At 62.4% G+C, this 23,190-nt stretch carries 18 protein-coding genes and 2 tRNA genes; 8 read left to right on the top strand and 12 right to left on the bottom strand.

The genetic code is table 11. The features are described 5' to 3' along the window. The first annotated feature begins 24 nt into the window (after positions 1 to 24). Positions 25 to 1,350 (top strand): AmpG family muropeptide MFS transporter, encoded by a 1,326-nt coding sequence (locus tag ACI3KQ_RS05405; protein ID WP_404955546.1) that lies wholly within the window; start codon positions 25 to 27, stop codon positions 1,348 to 1,350. On the opposite strand, the gene ACI3KQ_RS05400 is transcribed toward ACI3KQ_RS05405, so the two are convergent. From ACI3KQ_RS05400 to ACI3KQ_RS05370, 7 genes are all read right to left on the bottom strand, one after another. Further along, positions 1,335 to 1,775, bottom strand: a complete 441-nt coding sequence (locus ACI3KQ_RS05400; protein ID WP_404955544.1) for a DUF6628 family protein — start codon at positions 1,773 to 1,775, stop codon at positions 1,335 to 1,337. The genes ACI3KQ_RS05405 and ACI3KQ_RS05400 overlap by 16 nt on opposite strands. Positions 1,776 to 1,843: 68 nt before the next feature. Beyond that, positions 1,844 to 3,169, bottom strand: coding sequence for a bifunctional folylpolyglutamate synthase/dihydrofolate synthase (locus ACI3KQ_RS05395; protein ID WP_404955542.1), 1,326 nt, complete (start codon positions 3,167 to 3,169; stop codon positions 1,844 to 1,846). Positions 3,170 to 3,367: 198 nt separating this feature from the next. Further along, a complete protein-coding gene (accD, locus tag ACI3KQ_RS05390; RefSeq protein ID WP_404955540.1) occupies positions 3,368 to 4,219 on the bottom strand; it encodes an acetyl-CoA carboxylase, carboxyltransferase subunit beta in 852 nt (283 codons plus the stop codon). Next, a complete protein-coding gene (trpA, locus tag ACI3KQ_RS05385; RefSeq protein ID WP_404955538.1) occupies positions 4,216 to 5,043 on the bottom strand; it encodes a tryptophan synthase subunit alpha in 828 nt (275 codons plus the stop codon). Before trpA ends, accD begins: the two co-directional genes overlap by 4 nt. A 102-nt stretch (positions 5,044 to 5,145) precedes the next feature. Further along, positions 5,146 to 6,375: a tryptophan synthase subunit beta gene (gene trpB / locus ACI3KQ_RS05380; RefSeq protein WP_404955536.1), complete on the bottom strand. Its 1,230-nt coding sequence runs from the start codon at positions 6,373 to 6,375 to the stop codon at positions 5,146 to 5,148. Further along, a complete protein-coding gene (locus tag ACI3KQ_RS05375) occupies positions 6,372 to 7,016 on the bottom strand; it encodes a phosphoribosylanthranilate isomerase (protein ID WP_404955534.1) in 645 nt (214 codons plus the stop codon). The genes trpB and ACI3KQ_RS05375 overlap by 4 nt, the downstream gene beginning before the upstream one ends. 117 nt (positions 7,017 to 7,133) lie before the next feature. Next, positions 7,134 to 7,982: a lysophospholipid acyltransferase family protein gene (locus ACI3KQ_RS05370; protein WP_404955532.1), complete on the bottom strand. Its 849-nt coding sequence runs from the start codon at positions 7,980 to 7,982 to the stop codon at positions 7,134 to 7,136. Positions 7,983 to 8,035: 53 nt separating this feature from the next. Between ACI3KQ_RS05370 and ACI3KQ_RS05365 the strand changes: the two genes are divergently transcribed. Beyond that, positions 8,036 to 9,154 carry a glycosyltransferase gene (locus ACI3KQ_RS05365; protein WP_404955530.1) on the top strand — a complete coding sequence of 373 codons (1,119 nt, stop codon included), beginning with the start codon at positions 8,036 to 8,038 and terminating at the stop codon, positions 9,152 to 9,154. A gap of 703 nt (positions 9,155 to 9,857) precedes the next feature. Here the strand turns inward: ACI3KQ_RS05365 and ACI3KQ_RS05360 are convergent. Continuing rightward, positions 9,858 to 10,205: a DUF952 domain-containing protein gene (locus ACI3KQ_RS05360; protein ID WP_404955528.1), complete on the bottom strand. Its 348-nt coding sequence runs from the start codon at positions 10,203 to 10,205 to the stop codon at positions 9,858 to 9,860. Then, a complete protein-coding gene (gene gyrA / locus ACI3KQ_RS05355) occupies positions 10,202 to 12,907 on the bottom strand; it encodes a DNA gyrase subunit A (protein ID WP_404955526.1) in 2,706 nt (901 codons plus the stop codon). Before gyrA ends, ACI3KQ_RS05360 begins: the two co-directional genes overlap by 4 nt. A gap of 232 nt (positions 12,908 to 13,139) precedes the next feature. Between gyrA and ACI3KQ_RS05350 the strand changes: the two genes are divergently transcribed. Together ACI3KQ_RS05350 and ACI3KQ_RS05345 are read left to right on the top strand one after the other, a co-directional pair. After that, entirely contained in the window at positions 13,140 to 14,414 is a 1,275-nt protein-coding gene (locus ACI3KQ_RS05350; RefSeq protein WP_404955524.1) for a hypothetical protein, read from the top strand. A gap of 108 nt (positions 14,415 to 14,522) precedes the next feature. Further along, the gene (locus ACI3KQ_RS05345) at positions 14,523 to 15,797 is read left to right on the top strand and encodes a hypothetical protein (protein ID WP_404955522.1); all 1,275 of its coding nucleotides are present in this window, start codon (positions 14,523 to 14,525) and stop codon (positions 15,795 to 15,797) included. A gap of 32 nt (positions 15,798 to 15,829) precedes the next feature. Here ACI3KQ_RS05345 and ACI3KQ_RS05340 read toward each other — a convergent pair whose 3' ends face one another. Then, positions 15,830 to 16,303 carry an Lrp/AsnC family transcriptional regulator gene (locus ACI3KQ_RS05340; protein ID WP_404955520.1) on the bottom strand — a complete coding sequence of 158 codons (474 nt, stop codon included), beginning with the start codon at positions 16,301 to 16,303 and terminating at the stop codon, positions 15,830 to 15,832. A 194-nt stretch (positions 16,304 to 16,497) separates the two neighbouring features. Between ACI3KQ_RS05340 and ACI3KQ_RS05335 the strand changes: the two genes are divergently transcribed. The 4 genes from ACI3KQ_RS05335 (at position 16,498) to ACI3KQ_RS05320 (ending at position 21,078) form a co-directional block, all read left to right on the top strand. Next, a complete protein-coding gene (locus ACI3KQ_RS05335; protein WP_404955518.1) occupies positions 16,498 to 18,246 on the top strand; it encodes a sensor histidine kinase in 1,749 nt (582 codons plus the stop codon). 43 nt (positions 18,247 to 18,289) lie between these two features. After that, on the top strand, positions 18,290 to 19,327 hold the full coding sequence (locus ACI3KQ_RS05330) for a polysaccharide deacetylase family protein (protein ID WP_404955516.1): 1,038 nt from the start codon (positions 18,290 to 18,292) through the stop codon (positions 19,325 to 19,327). A gap of 24 nt (positions 19,328 to 19,351) precedes the next feature. After that, positions 19,352 to 19,427 (top strand) — tRNA-Ile (locus ACI3KQ_RS05325). Positions 19,428 to 19,806: 379 nt separating this feature from the next. After that, positions 19,807 to 21,078, top strand: coding sequence for an alginate export family protein (locus ACI3KQ_RS05320; protein ID WP_404955514.1), 1,272 nt, complete (start codon positions 19,807 to 19,809; stop codon positions 21,076 to 21,078). A 1,223-nt stretch (positions 21,079 to 22,301) separates the two neighbouring features. Here the strand turns inward: ACI3KQ_RS05320 and ACI3KQ_RS05315 are convergent. Both ACI3KQ_RS05315 and ACI3KQ_RS05310 read right to left on the bottom strand, forming a co-directional pair. Continuing rightward, positions 22,302 to 22,378, bottom strand: a tRNA-Pro gene (locus ACI3KQ_RS05315). A 207-nt stretch (positions 22,379 to 22,585) separates the two neighbouring features. After that, entirely contained in the window at positions 22,586 to 22,795 is a 210-nt protein-coding gene (locus tag ACI3KQ_RS05310; RefSeq protein ID WP_167303179.1) for a hypothetical protein, read from the bottom strand. Positions 22,796 to 23,190: the final 395 nt, after the last annotated feature.

Raw genomic sequence — 23,190 nt, 5'->3', positions numbered from 1 at the left:
GCATTATCGGGAGCGCGCATATTCATGACCGACATCGCCACGGGCACCGGAAGCTGGGTCGATGCGGTCAAACCCTATGTTGAAAAGGCACCCCTCGCGGCGCTGTTTCTGGGTATATCGTCGGGCTTTCCCTTCGCGATGGTTGGGGCCAACCTCGCCTCCCGCCTGGCGCAGGATGGCATCGACAAGAAAAGCGTGACGGCGTTCAGCCTGGTTTTGCTCGCCTATAATTTCAAATGGCTGTGGGCCTGGGTGGTCGAAGGGGTGAAGCTGCCCTTGCTGCACCGCCTGGGACAGCGTGTGTCGTGGATGCTGTTCGCGGGCGTGCTGGTGATGGCCGCCGTCGTCAACCTGGCGGTGGTGGACCCATCGTCCGACCTCATGGCCACGGTGCGCGCGGCAATCCTGCTGGGCATAGCGGGCGCGACATTCGACATCATCATCGATGGCTATCGCATTGAAATCCTGCGGCCTGACCAGCTGGGCGTCGGCGCGGGCATGTCGCAATATGGCTGGCGCATCGGTGCGGCCGCTGCGGGCGCATTGGGGCTGGTGGTGGCCCAGCATTGGGACTGGACGGCGGCCTATATCGTCTGTTCCCTGTTCGCGCTGCCCGCAATGCTGGCGGCGCTGATCGTTGGGGAGCCTGAACGACACCGTGAGATAGCATCGCGCAAATCGGGCGGCGATCTGGTCCAGGCGATCGTCGGGCCGTTCATCGACTTCTTCAAGCGCCAGGGCGCTTTGCTGGTTCTGCTGTTCATCATCGTGCACAAGATTGGCGACACGCTGGCGAACCTGACGTTCCGCCTGCTGTTCAACGACCTTGGCTACAGCAATGACGAAATCGCGCTTTACGATGTGGGCGTGGGATTTTGGGCGCTGCTGGCAGGCATATTCGTGGGCGGCATTCTGTACGCGCGACTGGGGCTGAAACGGTCGGTGTTGATCAGCCTGGTCTTGATGGCGGTGTCGAATTTCAGCTTCGCGGCGCTGGCGGCTGCGGGGAAAAGCAATCTGGGCATGGCGGGCGCCATCGGCTTTGAAAATTTCGCCAGCGGCATTGGCGGCGTCGCTGTCGTCGCCTATTTCTCCGCGCTGTGCGACCTGCGCTTCACCGCCGCGCAATATGCGATGATCTCTGCCGCTGCCAGCATCGTTGGCCGGTTCCTGACTGGGACATCGGCCGGAACGCTGATCGAACGGTTCGGCTATGTCGATTTCTATCTGCTGACCACCGCGCTGGCGATGCCGGGCATCATCCTGTTCTGGCTGATGATGCGCGCCGGGCTGGTGGACGCCAGCATCGGCAGCGCGGCCACCGATGAAGTCAGTCAGCCAGCGGCGTAGAGATCGAGCGGGCGTCCCAGGTCATTATGCGCCTGGGCGACCGCCTGAAGACAGGTGAGCGCGCCCAGCGCATTATCATTGCCCAGCAGGGTCGCGACCTGATCATAGGCCATGCGGGGGTCCTGGATCGACGTGCCGACAGCTTGCATCAACACGCCTTCGTCGACAGTCATGCGGGCGCAACAGCAGGGCGCGACCAATATCTTGCGTGATGCCGTCCGGGCCAGTTCCAGCATCATGGCGCGCATCAGGATGAGGGGGCGGCGATAACTGCGCCCGAATGCGCCGATCATCGCATTGGCGGCGTGGGCGTCATTCACGCCCGCAGTCGCCATCCGCCTCAGGATATAAAGGAAAAGGCGGTTGCCATATCCGCCCGGAATGGGCCGGGGCAGGTCGATGTGCGAAGTCTCTCCATGATCCATGTGCGCTAACCTTCATCCATTATGTCGCGATGCAGGTTTACGCTATTGAGAATGAATCGCAAGTCTATTCAGTCTGGATTTTGTCCGTTCAACCGCAAAATTTCTCCTGCGAGGTAGAGTGACCCCGCAATCAACACCCTTGGCGGGTCGCCTGCGCTTTGCCGGGCGACGGCGGCGATGGCCTGCGCAGGGGAATCATGGGCCGTGCAGCCAATGCCCCACTGCGCGGCCACGGTGGCGAATCGGCTGGCGGGATGGTGATCGTGGCCGGGGACGGGCAGGGCATGGATATGGGCAATGCGGCCCGCGAACGGGGCGAGATACGCCTCCAGATCCTTGTTCGCCAGCATGCCGATGATAAGGTGTAACGCCTGATCGCCCGCCCGGTCGGCGGTGAAAAATGCGCTGATCGCCTCGCCAGCTGCGGCATTGTGACCGCCATCCAGCCATGCTTCGGCGCCGGGCGGCAGCGGGGCCAGCAGCGGTCCGTTGTCCAACCGCTGGAGCCGCGCGGGCCAGCTCGCCCAAAGCGGCGCGGCCTTCAGAGCGGACTCGCTCACCGGAACGGCGCTCTGATGGCGCAGCATGGCAAAGGCCAGCGCTGCATTCTGCACCTGATGCGCGCCCGGCAGCCGGGGCAGGGGCGTGTTGATGCGGCCCTGCTCGTCCCGGTAATGCAGGCGATCACGATAGGCGGCGGCGTCCCAGCTTTCCCCCATCGGCAGCCAGGTCGCGCCCACCCGATCGACCGTTCCACGTATCGCCGGGGTCAGCCGTTCAGGATAGCGGTGGGTCACCAGCGGCACGCCGGGCTTTGCGATGCCAGCCTTTTCGGCGGCGATGGCGGTCAGGCTGTTCCCCAGGAACGCCTCATGATCGATGCCCAATTGGGCAATACCGCAGACAGCGGGTTGTTCGATGACATTCGTCGCGTCGAGCCGTCCGCCAAGGCCGACTTCCACAATACAGGCGTCGGCGGGATGTTCGGCAAAGGCCAGGAAGGCGGCGGCGGTCGTAACCTCAAAGAAGCTGGCGCCGATCCCTTCCGCCACATCGAGCACGCGGGACAGATATAAAGCGAGCGCTTCGTTGGAGATCAGCCGGTCGTTCAACCGCACTCGCTCGTTAAAGCGGACGAGATGGGGCGAAGTGAAGACATGAACGCTCCTGCCATCCGCCTCCAGCGCAGCCCGCAGAAAGGCGCAGGTCGACCCCTTTCCATTGGTTCCCGCGACATGAAACACTGGCGGCAGCGCACGATGCGGATCGCCGAGCCGGTCGAGCAACTGCGTGATGCGTTCAAGGCCCAATATGTCCGCACCCGGCGACAGGGTCGCCAGGCGGTCAAGCTGCGCCTGCACCTCTGGATCATCGGAAATGGCGTGGTCGGGCATGGCCGGGGGCATCACCTGCTAGAGCATTTTCGAAGCAGATGGATTCATCTGCTGACTCGGAAAATACCAAAAACAAGAAGATAGAGCATGAGCCGATCCCATATGATCCGATCATGCTCCAGGTCGAAGCGCGAAAGCGAAAGGCGGACAGGGCATAATCCACCAGCTGTGATCGAGTCCGCGCCCTTGCGTGAAGAATCAGGCGGCGGCGCGCGGAGCCAGATAGCCGATCACGCGCGCCAGCGTGTCGCGCAATTCGCTGCGGTGAACGACCATGTCCAACATACCATGCTCCAGCAGATATTCGGCGCGCTGAAACCCGTCCGGCAGTTTTTCGCGGATCGTGCTTTCGATGACGCGCTGACCCGCAAAGCCGATCAGGGCGTTGGGTTCGGCAATCTGCACATCGCCCAGCATGGCGTAGCTCGCCGTCACGCCGCCCGTCGTCGGATCGGTCAGGACGACGATATAGGGCAGGCCTGCCGCATGCAGCTTCTGGATGGCGACCGTCGACCGTGGCATCTGCATCAGGGACAAAATCCCTTCCTGCATGCGCGCGCCGCCCGCTGCGGTGAAGATGACATAGGGGCATTTGTGGCCAATCGCCTCGTTGATGCCCTGGATGAAGGCCGCGCCTACGCCCATGCCCATCGACCCGCCCATATAGGCGAAATTCTGCACGCCCATGACCAGCGGCACGTCATCGATGGCGCCGCGCGCATTGATCAGCGCATCCTGGTCACCGGTCTGCGCGCGGGCAGCCTTGATCCGGTCGGGATAGCGTTTGGAATCGCGGAACTTGAGCGGGTCTTCCTGAACCGGGGGCGTTGGCAGCAGGATGAATCCGGCGTCGAGGATATGGCTGAACCGCTCGGCCGGCCCAATACGGCCATGATGATCGCAGCGCGGACAAACGGAAAGATTATCCTCCCATTCCTTGATGAAGATCATCTCGGTGCAGGACGGACATTTGTGCCACAGCGTTTCGGCGGTGGTTTCCTTCTTCGCGATGAAGGGGATGGCCTTGCGGACGCGATTGATCCAGGTCATGCGGCGGTCTCCCGAAAATGGGGGCTGTTGGCGTTGAGAGCGCCGCGCAGGGTCGCGACGAACTCCTGAACGAAGGGCGCGGCGGCGTCGCCATGCGATCCGATGATGTCGACAATCGCCGACCCCACCACCACGCCGTCGGCGACGCGGCCGATGGCGGCGGCCTGCTCTGCCGAACGCACGCCAAAGCCGACCGCGATGGGCAGGTCGGTTGCGGCCTTGAGTCGCTGGACCGCCTGTTCAACGGCGGCCTGGGCTGCCTGCTGCTTGCCGGTGATGCCCGCGACCGCCACATGGTACAGGAACCCGCTCGCGCCGTTCAGGACGGCGGGCAACCGAGCTGCGTCGGTCGTCGGCGTCGCAAGCCGGATGAGGTGGATGCCAGCGGCGCGCAAAGCCGGGCCAAGTTCGGCATCTTCTTCAGGCGGCACATCGACGCAAATTACGCCATCGACGCCAGCCTCGCGGCACTGGTCGGCGAACCATTCCGATCCGCGCACCAGCATGGGATTGGCGTAACCCATCAGGATCAACGGCGTGTGCGGGTGGCGCGCGCGGAATGTGGTGGCTAGGTGAAATATGTCCTTCGTCTTCGTCCCCGAACCCAGGCTGCGCAGGTTCGCCAGTTCGATTGCCGGGCCATCCGCCATCGGATCGGTAAAGGGCATTCCCAGTTCGATGATGTCCGCGCCGCCCGCCACCAGCGCGTCGAGGATGGCGGGAGTGGCGGCCACGGTGGGGTCGCCAGCGGTCACGAAGGTGACGAGTGCGGCACGGCCCGCGCTTTTGCAGGCGGCGAAGCGAGTGGCGAGGCGATCAGTCATGGGGGATCCTGGCGCAGCCTGTTTTTGCAAAGGCAGGAGTCCGGTTCGGACGGCGGGTCTGGGTTCCTGCCTGCGCAGGAGTTTGGATTTTGTGCAGACGGCTCACATTTCCACTCCCAGCGCGCTCGCCACGGTGAAGATATCCTTGTCGCCACGACCGGAAAGATTGACGACGATGATCTGGTCCGCATCCATGGTCGGTGCGACCTTTTCCGCCGAAGCGATGGCGTGGGCGGACTCCAGCGCAGGAATGATGCCTTCGAGTGCGGACAGCTTCTGGAAACTGGCCAGCGCCTCGTCATCGGTGATCGGCATATATTGAACCCGACCGATTTCATGCAGCCAGCTATGTTCAGGACCGATGCCGGGATAGTCCAGCCCCGCCGAAATGCTGTGCGCTTCGGTGATCTGCCCGTCTTCGTCCTGCAGCAAATAGGTGCGGTTGCCGTGCAATATGCCCGATGCACCGCCTGCGAGAGACGCAGCATGCTTGCCCGTCAGCCCTTCGCCAGCCGCTTCCACGCCGATCATCTTCACGTCCACATCGTCCAGGAAGGGATGGAACAGGCCGATCGCGTTGGACCCGCCGCCGACCGGGGCGATCAGCATGTCAGGCAAGCGCCCCTCAATCTCCAGTATCTGCGCTCGCGCCTCCTTGCCGATCACCGACTGGAAATCGCGCACCAGCTCCGGGTAGGGGTGGGGACCGGCGGCAGTGCCGATGATGTAGAAAGTGTCGTGAACATTGGACACCCAGTGGCGCAGCGCGTCATTCATGGCGTCCTTCAACGTCTGCGAGCCGGAGATCACCGGGATCACCTCCGCACCGAGCAGCTTCATGCGAAAGACGTTGGGCTTCTGCCGCTCCACATCCTTCGCGCCCATGAATATCTTGCATTCCATGCCGAACAGGGCGGCGACGGTCGCGGTGGCTACGCCATGCTGGCCCGCGCCGGTTTCAGCGATGACCTTCTTCTTGCCCATGCGCCGCGCCAGCAGCGCCTGGCCGATGCAATTGTTGATCTTGTGCGCGCCGGTGTGGTTCAGCTCCTCGCGCTTCAGATAGATTTTCGCGCCCTTGCCCGGTTCGGCACCCGCGCGCAGCGCTTCGGTGAGGCGGCTGGCATAGTAAAGCGGATTGGGGCGACCGACATAGGTGCGCAGCAGTTCCTCAAACTCGGCTTCGAAATCCGGGTCCTGCTTTGCGTCCCGATAGACTTTTTCCAGTTCCAGGATGATCGGCATCAGCGTTTCGGCGACGTAGCGACCGCCAAAGGCACCGAAATGGCCGGACGCGTCCGGCTGGGAGCGGAGAGAGTTGCTGATGGTCATAATGGCTGAGCCGCTTTGCAGAAGGCCATGATCTTGTCCACACTCTTGATGCCGGGCGCGCTTTCCACGCCCGAAGAAACGTCAATCATCGGGGCGCCGGTGATGCGGATCGCCTCGGCGACATTGTCGATGCCAAGCCCACCTGACAGGCCCCAGGGAACGGATATGGGGACGCCGCGCAGCAGGGTCCAGTCGAAACGCAGGCCCATGCCGCCGGGCAGGGCCGCGCCATCCGGTGTTTTGGCATCGAAGAGCAGGAGGTCGGCCGCGCCGGTATAGGCTTTTGCTGCGTCGATGTCGGCGCGGGTTTTTACGGAAATGGCTTTCCAGACGGGGAGGTTGAAGCGCTTAGCGATGGCGGCGGTGCGTTCGGGGCTTTCCTTGCCGTGGAGTTGCAGGGCAGTGAGGACATTTGGTGCCGTGAGTTCGGCGAGGGTTTCGTCGGTTGGGTCGACTAGTACGGCGACGCGCTCCACATATGAGGGAACAAGCGGTGCAAGTGCGCGCAATTGTTCCACTTCAACATAGCGCGGGCTCTTCGGGAAGAAGTTGAAGCCTAGATGGGTCGCGCCAGCCTTTACGGAGGCACCTACCGTTTCCGGCGTCGAAAGGCCGCAAATTTTGATGGCGAGTCGGGACATGCAGGGGCTTTAGCGGGTGAGGTCATCGAGAACCATATGCTCCGTGCTCCTGCGCAGGCAGGAGCCCAGTTCAGAGGGTGGGACTAGGCTCCTGCCTGCGCAGGAGCACGGAACAACTCAAGGCGCTGTCAGGTCCATGTCATGCAGCGCCAGCCATTGGTCGGCATGATCGACGCAGGCCTTGCCCAGGAAGCTATCGACCTGCTCCATGATCTCATCGTCGCTGATCGCGGCCGGATCAATCGGCGGATGCCAATGTACGCGAAAATTCGGGCCATTGGATCGGACCATGTAGAAAGGAAGGAATCTCGCCCCCGCCTTGCGGGCCAGACGCAGCGCGACAGACAGGTTGCCCGATGGCGGCAGATCACGGCCAAAGCGCGGGAACCACACCTGACGGTCGCGCCGTTCGTCCACCAATATGTATAGCATTGCCCGGTCCTTGTCCGACAAATGGCGCAGGATCGCGCGGGCCGCTGCGCTGCCGGTGATCGCTTCCCCCATATAGCTTTGGCGCGCACGTTGCAGCATCGCGGCCTGCGCCGGATCGGCGGGCGGCTGATACACGCCCAGCGGCGGACGGTCTGTCGACGCCTTCAGATGCGCAGCGAGAAGATCCCAATTGCCGACATGAACCGTCAGGAAAATCATCGGGCGCGGCGATGCGAGCGCTTCGCGATAAGCCGCCTCTTCCACGATGCTGACATGCTGGGGATTTACCAGCCTGTCCACATTGGCCAGTTCAGCCATGGTGCGGCCAAGGTTGAACCAGCGCCGCGCCAGGATGGCCTCCCGCGTCGCCTCATCCAGGTCCGGGCGCAAGATGGCCAGATTGGTGCGGGCGCGCTGGTCGCGCAGCTTCATGGTCCGTCGCGCGATATTCGCCGACAGCCAGCCCCCCAGCCATGACGCAATGGACGCGGGCAGTATGCGGAGCAGGGTGAAGAGAAAGGGGTTGGAGAGCATCGCGCCTGCCGTCATACAGCAGCGGTCAGGGTGGTAAAGGGCTTGGATTGCAGATGAATTGGGCCTTGGGACTATGGATCGCGTTGCAGGGGTTGAGCCTTGCGGGGGTGCTGAACTACTGGCGGCATTTGCCACGGGACCGCCAAGAGGAAGCGCCCGGCGGCGTGGTCGTGCTGCTATCCGTGCGCGACGATTGGGATGGCGGCCCGGAACTGATCGCGCGGTTAAAGGCGCAGACGGCGCGGTTTCGCTTGGTGATTGCGACATCGGGCGCGTGTTCGGCCGCGGATGCACTCGCGGCGCAAGAGGGGGATTGGGTGCAACTCGTCCGCGCCGGTATCGCGGTGGATGAGGGGCAGAAAGTCCACAAACTGCGCGCCGCCTTGCGGTCCTTGCGACCGGAGGATCGCTATCTGTTGTTCGTGGATGCGGACATCTTGCCGCCCACGCGACTGGTGGGGCGGCTGCTCTTTCCTCTGGTGCGGGGGAAGGCGGACATCGTCACCGGATACCGGATGTTGCTGCCAGATGCGAACCCGGTCGCGGCCCTGGTCGGCGCGGTCGAGATGCAACTGGCAACCTTGCCCCGCGCCGCGAGCGCCACCATGCCATGGGGCGGAGCAATGGCCTTGACCCGCGACGTAGCACAACGGCTTGATCTGGATGCGGCACTGGCCGGGCGCTTGTCGGATGACATGGCCATCGGACTGGCCGGATGGCGCGCGAAGCTGCGGTTGCGGCCCGTTCGAGACTTGCTGGTGGCCTCACCCCTGGAAGCGCGCGGCGCGATGAGTTTTGGCGTGCGGCAATATCGGCATATCAGGACGAACAGCCCCGGCATGTGGGCGGTCGCTTGCGCTGTGGTGGGGGCGCAGGCTGTCGGCTGGGTCTGGGCGCTCGGCTGGGGCGGCTGGAGCGCCGTGGCCATGGGCTATGCTGCGGCTGTGGGACGAGCACTGGCGCGACGTCAGATCATCGCAGGCGTGGCGGAGCCAAACCAGACGAAGGCGGCGCAGCGGTCGCTCTGGTGGGATGTCCTTGCGCCCTTTGCGGTGTGCTGGGCGCACTGGGGGATGCAGTTGGTGGCGGCATGCTCAAGCCGGATCAGGTGGGGCGGGTTTGAGTATTGGGTGACGCGCGGGAAGGTGGTGCGGATGGAAAGAGTGGAATAGCCGGTTTCGACGATACATGGTTTTCAGAATATGCGGGGGCCATTACTTGCAAGTAGCTGTCCCCCTCATCGTCACCCCAGCGAAGGCTGGGGTCTCAGGCGGTCAGAGGATAACGTCTGACATATCGCGCCAACCTGGATTGCTTTCTTCAATAAGCCGAATTTTCCGTTCCCGCTTCCAGGCTTTGAGCGCCATGTCCCCACCGTAGCGCACTGCGGCCCGAGACCCCAGCCTTCGCTGGGGTGACGATGGATTTTATGTCCGTTCAACGGCACTTGCACCCGTCAATCCGCCAGTCAGCTAATCACCCCGCATGGCCGCTGCCATGCTGCGAACCGCATGGCGCCGATAAACTGCTGATCCGTTTCCAAGCTGGTAAGCTGCTCGACGGCAGCCGACCGTTGCTGCTGTTAGGCACGCCGTGCTCCTGCGAAGGCAGGAGCCCAGTTCAGACGCTGCAATGATCTACTCCGGGCGGGACTGGGCTCCTGCCTTCGCACGAGCACCTCATCCAGAGCGAACATCAATGTCCGCTCTCTACCCAACCCTATCATCCAGACTGGGCGCGGAAAGTGCCCTGCCGCTCGATATGTCGGCCTTTGCACATGACGCGTTCGGACTGGCCGTGAATTGCCACCCCAGACTTTCAGTATAGTGACTGAGCCGATGGGCACTCGCAAATTTGTTCGAAAGGAACGGTGAGCTAAAATCCCGCCGGAAACAGATGCTTGCCCTGCTCATCCAGTCGCAGCACGACCTTCCCCGCGACCGCATTCAACGGCAGATCACCATATAAATGCGGGAATAGCGCGCCACCGCGAGACTCTTCCCACTTCACCGCCTCGCCAAAAGGCGCAAGATCGACCATCACCATCACCAGATTATCCTGGCCCGCGAAATGCTTTGCCGCGGTTTCCGCCGCCTGCTCGCGGGTGGACATGTGGATATAGCCGTCGTCCAGATCGACCGGCGCGCCCTTGAACAGGCCGTCGGTCTTTAGCTGGTCATACTGATCCCTGGTCAGGATCTTGTAGGCGAACAGGTCTTTCACGCCTCGCTGGAGTCCGGCCCGGCTTCCGACCCGATTTCCGCCGCTTCCTCGGCCTCGTCGCTTTCCTCGATCTTCGCGGCGCTCACGACATGCTCATTGTCGGACACGTTGAACAGGCGCACGCCCGCCGAGTTGCGGCCGATGACGCGCAGGGTGTCGAGGCCCATGCGGATCAGCTTTGCCTGATCGGTGACGAGCATCAGATGATCGCCCTTGCGCGCCGGGAAGCTGGCGACGACCGGGCCGTTGCGGCCGATATTGTCGATATTCGTGATCCCCTGACCACCGCGCCCGGTGCGGCGATAGTCATAGGCGGACGACAGCTTGCCATAGCCGTTGGTGCAGACGGTCAGGATGAACTGCTCCTTTTCCTGCAACTCGGCGAAGCGTTCGGGCGCCATCGTGGGTTCGCCCTCCTTCTCCGGCTTCCACGGGGCGAAGCGCAGATAATCGTCCCGCTCCTCCTGATTGGCGCCGGATCGGGTGAGGATGGAGAGGGAGATCACCTCGTCATCCTTCTTGAGCGTCATGCCGCGCACGCCGGTCGAGGTCCGGCTCTGGAATTCGCGCACGTCGGTGCCTGCGAAACGGATCGCCTTGCCCTGACGGGTGGCGAGCAGCACATCATCGCCTTCGTTCAGCAACGCGACGCCGATCAGCCGGTCGTCGCTGTCATCGTCGAAGCGCATCGCGATCTTGCCGTTGCTCGGCACGTTGGCAAAGGCATCCATGCTATTGCGGCGGACGGTGCCGTTCGCCGTCGCGAACATGACGTGCAGGTCCTTCCAGCTGTCCTCATCCTCTGGCAGAGGCAGGACGGTCTGGATCGTTTCGCCGGGACCCAGCGGCAGCAGGTTCACCATCGGGCGGCCACGCGTCGCCGGACCACCTTCGGGCAGGCGCCATACCTTCAGGCGATATACCTTGCCGGCCGTCGAGAAGAAGAGAACCGGTGTGTGCGTGGATGTCACGAACAGTTCGGTGATCGCGTCCTCATCCTTGGTCGCCATGCCCGAACGGCCCTTGCCGCCGCGTGCCTGGGCGCGGAAGCTTTCGAGCGGGGTGCGCTTGATATAGCCCTGCACCGTGACGGTGACGACCATCTCCTCACGCTCGATCAGGTCTTCATCGTCGATGCCGTCGGCGGCAGCGGTGATTTCGGAAATGCGCGGCGTGGCGAAGTCGCGCTCGATCACCTCGAACTCCTCGCGCATCACGGCGTAGAGCTTTTTCCGGTCGCCCAATATGGCCAGATATTCGGCGATGGCGGTGGCAAGTCCGGCCAGTTCATTGCCGATCTCATCCCGGCCCAGCGCCGTCAGTCGGTGCAGGCGCAGGTCCAGGATCGCGCGGACCTGAATGTCGGACAGCTTGTAGGTGTCGCCGCCAGCTTCATTCTCGATCGCTTCGACCAGGCGCAGATAGGGCGCGATTTCCGCCACCGGCCATGCGCGGTCGAGCAGGGTTTCACGCGCGACCGCCGGGCTGGGCGAACCGCGAATGATGCGGACGACTTCGTCCAGGTTCGTGACCGCCAGGACCAGGCCCAGCAAGATATGCGCCCGGTCGCGTGCCTTGTTCAGTTCGAACTTGGTGCGGCGGGTGATGACCTCTTCACGGAAGCGGACAAAGGCTTCGATGATGTCGCGGATGTTGAGCAGTTCCGGGCGACCACCACGAATGGCCAGCATGTTGGCCGGAAAGCTCGACTGGGCGGGCGTGTTGCGCCACAGCTGGTTCAACACGACCTCAGGCGTGGCGTCCCGCTTCAGGTCCATGACGATCCGCACGCCTTCGCGGTTGGATTCATCGCGAATGTCGCTGATGCCTTCGATCCGCTTGTCCTTGGCGGCTTCGGCGATTTTCTCAACCAGGCCGTTCTTGCCGACCTGAAAAGGAATGGCGGTCAGCACGATGGAACGACGGTCGCCGCGCCCTTCCTCAACCACATGGCGCGACCGCATCATGATTGAGCCTCTGCCCGTATGATAGGCGCTGCGCGCGCCGGATTGGCCCAGGATCAGCGGAGCGGTGGGGAAATCCGGCGCGGGGACGATCTGGATGATGTCGTCCACGCTGATCGCCGGATTGTCGATATAGGCAAGGCAGGCGCGGACGACTTCGCCCAGATTGTGCGGCGGGATGTTGGTCGCCATGCCGACCGCGATGCCGCCCGCGCCATTGACCAGCAGGTTCGGAAAGCGCGCGGGCAGGACCTGCGGCTCGTTTTCCGACGCGTCATAATTGGGCTGGAAGTCGACCGTATCCTTGTCCAGATCGTCGAGCAGCGCGCTCGTCACCTTGGCCAGGCGCGCTTCGGTGTAGCGCATCGCCGCCGGCGGATCGGGGTCCATCGACCCGAAATTCCCCTGGCCGTCGATCAGGGGCACGCGCATCGACCAGTCCTGGGTCATGCGCGCCAGGGCGTCGTAGATCGAACTGTCGCCATGGGGGTGATATTTACCGATCACGTCACCGACGATGCGCGCCGATTTGCGATAGGGCTTGTTGTGCTGAAAGCCCGATTCATGGGCGGAAAAGAGAATGCGGCGATGCACTGGCTTCAACCCGTCGCGCACGTCCGGCAGTGCGCGGGAAACGATCACCGACATGGCATAGTCGAGATAGCTGGCCTTCATCTCGTCCACGATGGAGATGGGGCTGATGTCCGAAGGGTCGGCGAGGGCAGTCTCGTCGGTCAATGCGATTCTCTTTTTGGATGGAACTGTTTCGTTGCTCATGCACTAGCGGAGCGAAACAAATCTGTCACCCCTCACGCACGCGCGCGCGCTCGCGATAAACAAGCTGCAAGAAGGGGCTGACAGGCTGGGAAGTGGTGCATATACGCTGTTCAAACGTCATTCACGCGTCGCCCCCTAATCGGCGCATAACCAAAGGTCGCCTGTCCCCCCGGGCGCAGAGGAGAAGATGATCATGCGTTTTGTTACCCCCGTGGCGCTCGCGCTGGTTCTGGCGCTTACCGGCGGTGCGGTTTCCGCTCCGGCAATGGCCGCCAAGAAGGAAGACAAGAAGGGCGCAGCGCCCAAGCTGAACGTATCGGCCGAGGTGATCAAATCCTTGCAGGCCGCTCAGGAAGCGACCCAGAAGAATGATTTCGTCGCGGCCAAGGCTGCCCTGACGGACGCCGATGCCAAGGCGCAGTCGAACGACGACAAATATCAGATCGGCGCCGTCAAGCTGAACACCTCCATCGCGGCCAAGGACAACGCTCTGCAGGGCGAAGCTCTGACGCAGATGCTGGACAGCGGCCTTACCCCGCCCGATCAGCTTGGCCAGTTCAACGCCATTGCCGCCGACCAGGCGCTGCAGGCGAAAAATTATGACCTCGCCATTTCACGCGCAAAGGCCGCCGCGCAGGCAGGCTACAAGCCCGAAGCCGTCAATGTGACCTTGGCTCAGGCCTATTTCGGCAAGGCTGGCACCGCTAACGCATCGGTGGAACCGGCGCGTGGCCTTAACCAGCAGGGCCTTGCCGCGCTGAAGGCGGCAGCGGACGCCACGAAGGCGGCGGGCGGTCAGGTTCCGGCGCAATGGTATCAGATCGGCGTCAGCCGTGCAGCAGGGGCACGCCTGCCCGAAACCGCTGAATGGGCGAAGGCCGCCTATCAGGCCCAACCGAGCGGCGAGAATTTGCGCACCCTGATCCGCCTGTTTCAACAATCCAATCCCAACATCTCCCCCCGCGAAAATCTGGACGTGCTGCGCCTGATGGCGGCATCGGGCGGCCTGGTCGTGGCCGGTGACTATACCGAATATGCCGAAATGGCGTCGAAGACCGGCATTTATGGCGAAGTTAAATCGGCCATCGAAGCAGGCCGCGCAAAGGGCGTGTTGAAGGGGTCTGCCGGCGCCGACGTCTACCAGACCACCACGCCCAAGATCGCCAGCGACAAGAGCTCGCTTCCGTCCGCCGAAGCGGACGCGCGAAAGGCCGCCACTGGCAAGATCGCTGCCGCTACCGCCGACGCCTATCTGGGCTATGGCGACTATGCGAAGGCCGCCGCGATGTTCGAACTCGCCAAGCAAAAGGGCGGCGTCGATGCGGATGAAGTCAACACCCGGCTGGGCATTGCGAAGGCGCTGGGCGGCGACGTAGCCGCTGCCAAGGCCGCGCTGCAATCGGTTCAGGCGGGCGCTCGCAAGCAGATCGCGGACCTCTGGCTGGCCTATCTCGCCACCAAGGCCTGATCGCTCAGGGCGCGCCCGCTGCCGTGGCGGGCGCGCCTTTACCGGGACAACGGCTATATAACAGGGCCGGGCGATATAGGTCCGGGAAAGCAAGGGGGACGGCCCGACATGGTCCGCATTCGACTATCGATTATCACCTATGGGTTGCTGGCGACTGCCGGAATGGTCGTGGCTGGAACGCCCGCAATGGCCAAAAAACAGTCTGCGACCGGGCCAGCAGTCCAGATGTCCGAATCCTTCCGCGCATCGGCCTATGCCGCCGACGCTGCGATCAAGGCGGGCGACGCGGCTTCGGCGCAGGCGCGGGTCGCCGGACTGATGCCGTCCAGCGATTTCGAAGCCTATGTAGCGGCAGGGCTGCGGTTCGAGGTCGCTGTGCTGCGGCAGGATTTTCAGTCGCAACGCATCGCCCTGACCGACATGTTCAAGACCGGGTCCGTGCCGAAAAAGGATGCCCCCCGACTGCGTTATATCGCGGGCTATCTGTCCTATGTCGTGGGCAATAACGACGACGCGCTGGCGCAACTCGATTATGCCAAGACGCTGGGATATGATGGCATCGACGCGACGATGCTGCGCGCGGACATTTATTTCCGCAAGAACAAGCCCAAGGATGCACGGCCCTATGTACGCGAAGCGCTCGCTCGCCAGCGGGCGTCGGGGCAACCGATCCCTGCCGCCTGGTATGACCGTTCGATCTCCATGGCCTATGCGGCGGGCGACTGGTCGGAACTCGGCTCCCTCTATCGGGAACGTCTCTCCCTTTATGGCTCGGCTGGCGAATGGCGGTCGGCGCTCGCCAATTATCTGACGGCTCCCGGCATGGACGCCCAGGTCCAGCTTGACCTCTATCGGCTGCAGGCCGCCAACGGCGCGATGGCGAGCGAGCGCGATTATCAGGCCTATGCCCAGTTCGCCGAAAAGGCAGGCAACCATGCCGAAGCAAAGGCGATCATCGAAGCAGGGCGCGCCGCTGGCAAGCTGACTTCGACCCAGGCTGCTACGGCTGCGGTGATGAAGAGCGTGACGCCCAAGGCAGCCAAGCAGATCGCGGGTCTGCCTGCCGCTGCCAAGAAAGCAGCGTCGGCAAAGGATGGGTCGGCGGCGCTGGCGGTGGCGGACGATTATTTCTCGCTCAGCCAGTTTCCGCAGGCCGTCGAACAATATCGCCTGGCGTTGAGCAAGGGCGGCGTTGATCGGGGTCGGGCTAACACACGGCTGGGCATCGCACTCGCGCGTTCGGGCGACCTGCCGGGTGGCAAGGCTGCGCTGGCGCAAGTGGACGGCAATTGGGCCAATGTCGCGGGGTTCTGGACGGTGTGGATCGACCAGCAAAGTCGCAAGGTGGCCGAACGTCCTGCCAACACTTCACCAGCCAGCTGAACGCCATTCAGCTAAACTAAAGCCGTTGCCGGTCAAACCGGCAACGGCACGCCCGGAAGGGTTTTTGATGTGCGAATGGTGAGGGATGTCTTCACGCTCACCACATTCGGTGCGGGTGTCAGCTTCGACGTCAGGAACTGCTGGAAACTCTGCAAATCCCGCGCGACCACCTTCAGGATGAAGTCGATTTCGCCGTTCAGCATATGGCATTCCCGCACTTCGGGCAGGGCGGCTACATGGTCCTCAAATGCCTTCAGGTCGGCTTCGGCCTGGCTTTTCAGGCTGACCATGGCGAACACGGTGATGGTGTAACCCAGCATCGCCGGATTGACGACGGCATGATATGAGCTGATCGCGCCATTTTCCTCCAGCGCGCGGACGCGGCGGAGGCACGGCGGCGCGGTCAGTCCAACTTTGCGCGCCAGTTCCACATTGGTCATCCGGCCGTCCTGCTGCAACTCGCCCAGGATGTGCAGGTCGATGTCGTCGATGTTCGGACCGGCCATCGCTTGCTTATTTCCTTTCTCGATTCTTGCTCGCCATAATAATAATATTTCAGGGCAATGCAATTTGTCCCACTATGCGACGATCCAAAATGGTCGTTGCGCGTGCCTTTTGTTTTGCCCGACAAAGGCCTATTCCTGCAGCATATCCGCGCGATCTTCTTCTGCATGTCGCCGGGTTGGAATGAGGGAATAGAGTGCGCTTCAACGATCTGATGCAGACGGTTCTCGCCGCGGAAAATAGAAGCGGCCTTGGTGCGGTGACCCTGTGGCGCCAGTGCGTCGACCTGCTCGCGCAGAATGACCGCCCCGACCGCCGGTCGCTGCCGGAAGACGAGCGGATGGCTTTGTTGGACCGCCTGACGGAACTGCGGCCGCAACTGTCGGAAACGCAGCGCATCGCGACGGTCGTCGAACTGGGCGGACGGCTGCGGTCGCCCACCTTGGTAGAGTTTTTCGCCAATGACCGGCCATCCATCGCGGCTGCGGCCATGTCACGCGCACGACTGCCGGACCATCGCTGGGCGGAACTTCTGCCTCATCTGACCCCGACCGCACGCGGGGTGCTGCGCGGGCGGCGCGACCTTGGTCCTGAGGCTCAACAGGCGCTGGACGCGTTTGGATCGACCGATCTGGTACTGACCACCGACCTGCGGGATCGGCCCGACCTGGCCGAAGACATGCTGCTGACCCCGGACATGGTCGCTCCGCTATCGCTGGAACCGACCGAACCGGCGGAGGCTCCCGTTGACGAGGTGCAGCCTGAAACGGTTGATGAACCCCAGGCTGGCGATAGCCAGATCCGCAATCTGGTCAGCCGCATCGAACGTTTCACCAGCACCCGGCGCGCGCCCGACGCAAAGGTAGCGCGGGCAGAGGTGCAGGACGCGACCAGCGTTCGGACCTTCGCATTCGAAACCGATGCTGCTGGCATGATCATCTGGATCGAACAGGGGCCACGCGCCGCGCTGATTGGCTTGTCGCTGGGCGAAACGTCGCTTCCGGGCGCTAGCGGACCTGATGGCAGCGTGGCGGGTGCGTTCATGCGCCGCAGCGGGTTTCAGAATGGCCGTTTCACCATAGTGGGCGGCGCGATGGCGGGCGAGTGGAGGCTGTCGGCCACACCCTTTTTCGACCCCCGTTCCGGGCGCTTTCTGGGCTATCGCGGGCAGGCGCGGCGACCCTATCTCCATGAAGTCGCCGCCGCCCCGGTCGCCGAACCGGTATCGGTCGCGGGCCTTTCAGCGGACTCCCTGCGCCAGCTGGTCCATGAACTGCGCACCCCGCTCAACGCCATATTGGGTTTCGCCGACATCATCGAACAGGAACTGTTCGGGCCGAGCGGGCCGGAATATCGCGAAATGGCGGGCAAGATCGCTGTTGACGCACGGCATTTGCTGGCGGCCTTCGACGACCTGGACCTCGCTGCCCGCGTGTCGCGCGGCGAAGGGGCCGAAGCCCTGAGCGCCGTCGATCCGGTACTGCTGGTCGCCCAGGTTTCCGCCCGCTTCCAGGAACAGGGCGAAGGCAGCGGCGCACAGGTCGACATCGACATGGCAACCGCCCTCCCGCTGGTCCGCATTGATCCTGTCCAGGGCGAACGGATGGTGCAACATCTGATGCGCACCGTTATTTCCGTGATGGCCCCCGACGAAGCGCTGACCGGCGCCTGCTGGTTCCAACCTGACACTGGCAACGGATCGGTCGTGCTGGGCGTCGATCGCCCCGCCTGCCTTGATGGCATGGAGGAGGATCAGCTCCTCGACCCCGGCTATACGACGGAGGGCGACTGGGCGGACGGCCCCTTGCTGGGCCTTGGCTTTTCCCTGCGCCTGATCCGCAGCCTGGCCGCGGGCAGCGGGGGGACGCTGCGGATCGAACCGGATCGCTTCCTGCTGACCATGCCCGCGCTGGGCATAAGGGAAGACGCCGCGGGCAACGCCTGACCAACGCAATCCTATCGCAACCATTAGCGGTTAGGGTCGCGCCATGACTTCGATCAACCCCGACGGCAATCTGCTCCGCCCGCCAGCGAGCGAGGACATGATCACGCTCGACCCGGCGTTCGGGACGCGTTTCATGCTGTTCGTCGATACCGAGGAAGAATTCGAGTGGACCGCCCCCTTCAACCGTTCATCCCGCAGCGTCACCGCGCTGGCGGGGATGGAGCGGGGGCAGGCCTATTTCGCCAGAGCAGGCATAAAGCCGGTCTACGTAACCGACTATCCAGTCGTGGACAGCGACGCGGCGGCGGCGATGATGGGCCGGTGGATCGCCGACGGCGCGGCGGATATCGGCGCGCATCTGCACCCATGGGTCAACCCGCCCCATGTCGAGGAAGTGACCCCCGCCAACAGCTATGCCGGTTTTCTGCCTGAACCGCTGGAGCGCGCCAAGCTGGAAATGCTGTGCCAGCGGATGGCCGAACGCTTCGGGCAAAGGCCGACCACCTACCGCGCCGGCCGCTACGGGGTCGGCCCGCACAGCGCCCGCCTGCTGGAGGAATTGGGTTTCCGGCTGGACAGCTCCGTGCGCAGCCGCTTCGATTACCGCGCACAGCACGGCCCGGATTTCCGATCCATGCCGATCCATCCCTATTGGGCAGGCCCACAGCGCCAACTGGTCGAACTCCCGCTATCCACCGCCTTCACCGGCCTGCTGCGGCGCGGTGGAGAGCGGCTCTATCAAAACATCCAGGGAAGGGGCCGCCTGGGGGGAGCCATGTCACGCGCAGGCATGTTGAGCCGCGTCCCCCTGACACCCGAAGCCGTCCCGCTCCCCGATGCACTTCGCGCCATCGACGCCTTGATGGAGGAGGGGGCCAGGCTACTCAGTTTCAGCTTCCATTCCCCCACATTGGAACCGGGCCACACCCCCTATGTGCGCGACCAAAATGACCTGGCGGCATTTTACCGATGGTGGGACGGCGTGCTGGATCATCTTGCACGGCGCAACGTGCGGGCCGCCACGCTCGATCAATTGCTTACCGCAATTCCACATCGCGGACGGGCTTGCAAAGCGGCGTGATGCCTCCTAATCCCGCCACAGGTGGGGCCTGTAGCTCAACGGTTAGAGCTGGCCGCTCATAACGGCTAGGTTGCGGGTTCGATTCCTGCCGGGCCCACCAACTTCCCCGCAACGCCGTTCCAATTTGTGCACTGCAAAATTTTCCCTTGCGACTCGCTTAAATCAGTGACAGCTTGCCCTCCACCGAAGCAGAGGCGCTTCGGAACATAGGTTGATCCTGATCGATGACGGTCAGGCCGATCTGGCAATGACGCCGCCCGGATAGGTCCCTGCGACCTTCTTCCTGGCGGCTTTTTTATTGGTTTCCGGCCGTGGACGCGAATGCGCGCCGTGGCTTTCCATCATCATCTTCATCCCTGCCGGAACATGCTTCCGGCAACGGCTGGCTGCGTGCCTGACGCAGCGTTCAAATTCATCACGGAAGGAATTAAAGAATGACGCTGGGGGGCAGTCCAAAGGGGATCGCAAGCGGAACCGCAATGCGAAAGACCGCCATGCTATTGTCGGCATCCGCACTGGGAAGCGCCGCCGCGCCGGTGCTGGCGCAGGAAGTGACGTTCAAACCGATCATCGACGCGCGGCTGCGCTATGAAATGGTCGAACAGGACGGCCCCTTGCCGCTTGTCAAAGACCGCGAAGCCAATGCCGTGACCATGCGCATGCGAGCGGGTGGCGAATTGTCGAAAGGCCCCTTCGCCTTCCTGGCCGAAGCGGAAGGAACCCTGGCCATCAACGAAGACTATAACAGCGGCGTCAACGGCAAGGCGCTCTACCCGATCGTCCCCGACCCCGAAACGGTCGAGGTAAACCGCGTCCAACTGCAATATCGCACCAAGCCGCTGATCGTCACCCTCGGTCGTCAGCGCATCAACCTGGATGACCAGCGTTTCGTCGGATCGGTCGCATGGCGGCAGAATGAACAGACCTTCGATGCCCTGCGCGTTGAATATATGGGCGTCAAAAACCTGAAGGTCGATGTCACCTACGCCATTTCGGCCCGCACCATCTGGGGGATCGACGGCGGCAAGTTCGGGTCGATCAACCGTCCAACCAACATCGACGGCGACAATGTCTTCGCCAATATTTCCTACAAGACGCCGTTCGGCACGCTGACGGGTTTCGCCTATCTGGTGGATCAGGATGAAGCCGTCCCCGCACTGCTCCGCAACAGCAGCCAGACCTACGGCGCGCGGTTTGCCGGGGCCGTCCCGATCTCCGGCAAGGTGAAGCTAAGCTATCTGGCCAGCTACGCCCGCCAGAGCGACTATGCCAAAAATCCCGTCGACTACGCCGCCGACTTCGCGACCGCCGAACTGGGTCTGGAAGTCGCTGCGTTCAAACTGACGGCGGGATATGAACTGCTGGGATCGGACCAGAATGCGACCGGGATCGCCGGAGGCTTCGCCTTCCAGACGCCCTTCGCCACGCTGCACAAGTTCAACGGCTGGGCCGACAAATTCCTGACGACGCCGGGCACCGGCCTTCAGGACCAATATGCCGGTATCGCCTACACCGTGCCCGAGATCGGAAAAGCAGGCCCGCTGGTCGCATCCTTCACCTTCCACCGCCTCAGCAGCGATCGGCAGTCCATCCACTATGGCGACGAATATAACGCCCAGGTGACGCTGAAGATCAACAAGCATCTGAGCGCATTGGTGAAATATGCCGACTATAACCGGCAGGGCATCGCCAGCTTCGCCGGTGATGCGGACACACGGAAATTCTGGGCGCAGATCGACTACGCGCTTTAGTTTTTTGACGGATTGAAGGGGATGCCGTCGCGGAGCCATGAGGCTGCGCGGCGGCGTTTGATGAACAAGGTTTGCCTACGGGGTGAGAGGAAGATGATCGCAGGGAAGCGTTAGGATGGTTTCAACCACTCTCGGCGCTTCTCTACCTGCTTTTGTCGCCCGCGCGAGCTTGCTGTCAACGAAGCTCCTCAGCCATGTTTTCGATTATCGTTGGACTTGTGTCGGGAGGCAGTTGTTCCCAGATGAGTGAGCCATCCGCCCCGATGGCCCTGGTGACCGCGACCAAGCGCACTTGATTATGGTTCCCCACGTCCAACATCCATCCTATCGCCGGTTCAAAGGTCTCATCTGCGACCTCTGGAACCATGCAGATATTAACCGCTCGGTGACCAGCAGCGATGCTGGGATACAACAACCCATGGAAAAGTACGCCCTTCAGGACGTCAAGGATCGAATTAGTTATCCTGTAGAGACTTGGGGAGCTTCGCTCATCATAAATCTGCGTACATATCCGCGCAAAGGCGTCGTTGATTAGTGTCCATTTCTTCAGCTCCTTCTCCCGCAGCAATGCGGACATTAGCGGAGCGAGATCGCTGGTCCGAGCAACCCACGACGGTTGTTGGATAGTCTGCAGGCCTAAGGGCAGAAAGCTTCTAATCGGGTGGTTTCTGCCCTTTGCGTACAGTAGTGTTATGCGCTGCCCTGCCTGAGGGCGTACTTCTAGCAAAGCAGCATGAGCACGGCTTGAGCTGTAAAACTTCGTCTGTCGCTCGCGGTTAAACCGACCCTCCCCGACCTTTTCCGATGGAGGATACCAAAGCTCGCGCACATCTATGAAAGGAAGTCGCCCGCTGTTGACCCTAGCTCGGTATGTTCCGGAGATACCAAGCTCAACTGGCGAAGCGACGTAGCAGTCCATCGCCCTACGAACTCGGTAAGTTATGGCTTCCTCACTGTGCAGCTGCGAGGCCGCCCTTTCCAATCGTTCGAGCCTAGCACGCAGATCTAACGCTGATACCTGCCGCAAGCGAGAAAAGCGATCAGAGCTAGTTGGGCGCAAGCGATGTCACTCCGTTGGCAACAAGGGCTTTGACGTTCTCATCGTGAGTTTAGGTGGAACAGGGTATTTCCAGCGCCAAGTGTCCAGTTTTGGCCACACGAAGCTGCCTCCCAAGGATGAGATTTGCATCTAACTTTGAAATGAAGGGATATCACGAAAAAAGTGGTCGGGGAGACAGGATTCGAACCTGCGACATCCTGCTCCCAAAGCAGGCGCGCTACCAGACTGCGCTACTCCCCGACGTGGGCGGCCTTAGCGGTGAAGTTGGCCTGCCGTCAATCAAACACCGCTACCAAAAGTCGCGGGCGGGCAACTTTTTGCTTTGGCGAACCGACACCCCCCTCAAAGCGACGCAGCGCCCAGCGATCTTTCCCCGCAAAACCGGCCACAACGAAAAAGGGCGGACCGTTTCCGGCCCGCCCTTCGAAAATCTCGCTGACGCGAAGATTATTCGGCAGCGTTCGCAGCAGCGTTCGCGGCGTTGTCAGCAGCGTTGTCGGCTGCGTTGGCAGCGTTGTCGGCCGCGTTAGCAGCGTTCTCGACGACGTTTTCGACAACAGCGTTCGAAGCGTTCGCGGTTTCGTTTGCAGGCTTCTCACCGCAAGCGGCGAGGGCCATCAGGCCGGCCGAAGCGAAAACAACAGCGATCTTCTTCATTGTGTACGGCTCCCATAGCATATTGCCGCGTCGGTACGTCTAGTGACGTCACCTACGCGAGCGACCCGCATTAACGTGTGCGTTGCACAAATCAATGCTTTTCTGTGTCGGTGAACCGATGGAATCACGCGACCGAATGTTGTCTACTATAAAAGTCCACTTATTGGCTAGAGAATCCAGCGTCCTCACGCCGGGCCATCGCCGCTGCGACACGTGACTTTTTTGCAGGGATGGGCAGGGCGCGCGAATCACCTGAATGGATCAGCCGCATGGGATCGGCGCGTTGGGGCAGGGCGACCGCGCACCCCGGCAAAAGCGCAACTGGCGGCAACGGTCGGATTTTCTGCAGGGATGATGGGTGTCCCCGGCAGCGCCCATTTGCCAATGCGCCCCGC

The sequence above is a fragment of the Sphingobium sp. ZW T5_29 genome, from assembly GCF_044987515.1.
Taxonomy (GTDB): Bacteria; Pseudomonadota; Alphaproteobacteria; order Sphingomonadales; family Sphingomonadaceae; genus Sphingobium.
The sequence above is the reverse complement of the archived record's forward strand: the minus strand, read 5'-3'. Positions and strand labels throughout refer to the sequence as shown.